The following is a 2237-nucleotide window of genomic DNA, read 5'->3' on the forward strand; positions in this document are numbered from 1 at the left end:
CGGCTGTACCTGTACGACCAGAACGGCAACGCCACCCTGGAAATATCTGCGATCAACAACAACAGCCTGGACACTATCCTCACCGCCCAGCAGGCGGTGAACGAGATCACCCAGAGCGAAACCCAGTGGAAGTACAGCCTGTACGACCAGGAAGACCAGCTCATTACCGTCGTTGAACCGCCGCTGGACACGCCCAGTGACAACCCGGACCTGAACCTCAGCTGGGAAGTGAACAGCGAAGACGACAAAGTAAGAAATGATATCGATTATGTTGCGGGAACTGATCCGCACATAACGAGTGCCGGCAGCCGCAGCAAAACCACCAACAGCACCAGTACCAGCATCGTCTGGATGGACCTGAACAACGGCAGCATGCCCTCCAGCTCCGATGCCGCAGTGACCAATGCCCTGAGTATCCCCTCGCAGCGCAGCCAGACCACCGTGCGCGATAACAACATCAACTATGTCGACGACCAGGGCGAGGGCTACGACATCAATCCTGGCAGTGCCATCGCGGTAGATGGCAGCCTCTCCTGGGTGGACAACACTGACGAACTCTTCCACCTGGGCGCCGGCGACCCGCGCCTCAACTTCGAAGAGCTGGGCCTCACCCCGCAGCAGCAGACGGAGCTCTCGGGCTTGCTCGGCAGCACCGCCTACCAGCTTGACGGCACCAGCCAGGGCAACCACAAGGGCTATATCGAACGGGACACACAGCACTACTACACCAGCCGCCAGGTCACTCTCGACAGTGGCCGCACCATCACCGTGTTCACCAACCGCATTGAAGTGGAAGAGCAGGTACACATCTTCGTACCGCTCACCCACGGCACCACCGAGAACGGCTGGCGCGAAGTGGTGATCACCACCAACAGTTACAACTACGACGTCACCAGCGACTTCCTGCAGGCCGACGACACCCAGGCCGACAGCGCCCTGGAAAATGCCCAGAGCAACCCCCTGGAGGTGATGCCGAGCCTGGACTGGGAGGTGAATAACAACACCCTCACCTTAAACAGCAGCGACGTCGCCAGCGTGTTTGGCAACACCGCCAAGGTCAAGGTACTGGCCAAGAACGACAGCGGCCAGGTAGTGATGGACAACGCCGAATACAGCTGGAGCGACGGCATGAGCATTGCGCTCAACAGCAATGCCGCATCGGTATCGCTGACGTTTATCGACCCGGACGGCCTGGTATTGCACGCGGTGGACTTGTACACCAGTGCCGCCAGCAGTCAAAGCGGCACCATCGGCCTGCCGGGTGAAGGTGTGGGCCTGGAGCATCTGCCGGAGGTGAACAAGTTCTGGTTATCGGCGGGGTACCGTTCTTCTAAGCAGGGCAGTGCGACGAGTACCAGCTTCGAATATCGGGACTCGGTGAAGGTGGAGGAGACCACCTACGCGCTTCCCTCTGGCAGTGTGGCGGCGACTTACCCGGGGCAGGTGGAGGCCTATGGGGGGGATGTGACGGTTACTTATGACAGTGTCAGAACCGAAATATATGATACAAAGGTGTGGGATGGTAATGGCTATAGTTACTCTTCCAAAGCTGTCGTGACGTTCACAGTTTCTGGGCTAAAAGATGCCGCCGGTGCAAGAATTAATATCGACATTGAAGGGGGGACATCTGGATCTGTTGCTGTTACAAGCAATGGTACCTTCACGGTGGAAGCGGGTGATTATTATATGGGACCTGACCCTGATCCAGCGGTAACCGTATCCATGACCACCTACGGCCAGACCTGGGGTACTTATACCGGCAGTGGTGGTGTTACCAAAACCCTTCCGGAGCGTATCAAGGTCCACGCCCTGCCGCCCGGCACCGAGTCCATCCGCTTTAAGGCCGACGGCGTCACCAAGAATGTAGACGTGCCCACCGGTCAGGATTGGGTTTATGTGGACACCTCGGCGATGAACAACGGTGCCACCAACCTGGCGTTCGAGTTGTGGGTTTATTCCGGCAACAGCCAGAGCGGCACGGTACTCAACCACGCCAAGGGCAATTTCAACAACGCCAGCGGCGGCACGGTGAGCAATATCACCAATGAGGTGAAGGCGACTGCAAAAGAGGTCACCTACACCCGCAATGCCTCCTCGAATGGCGACAGCTACGAATCCGTCTTTTATTCCCAGACCGGCATGTACAACCGCGAGGCGATCCGCAATATCGCCCTGCAGTTGAGCGGCGACGCCAACGACGAAACCCTGATCGCCCACCACGCCACCTACAACGCCTT

Annotated in this window: 1 protein-coding gene; it reads left to right on the forward strand. The window is 58.1% G+C overall.

What is annotated here, in order from left to right; genetic code table 11:
• On the forward strand, nucleotides 1–2237 hold a 2237-nt coding region (locus FHS09_RS22410), incomplete at both ends, for a hypothetical protein (RefSeq protein WP_183464119.1).

Origin of the sequence: Microbulbifer rhizosphaerae, from assembly GCF_014191725.1 — a bacterium.
In the GTDB taxonomy this organism is placed as follows: domain Bacteria; phylum Pseudomonadota; class Gammaproteobacteria; order Pseudomonadales; family Cellvibrionaceae; genus Microbulbifer; species Microbulbifer rhizosphaerae.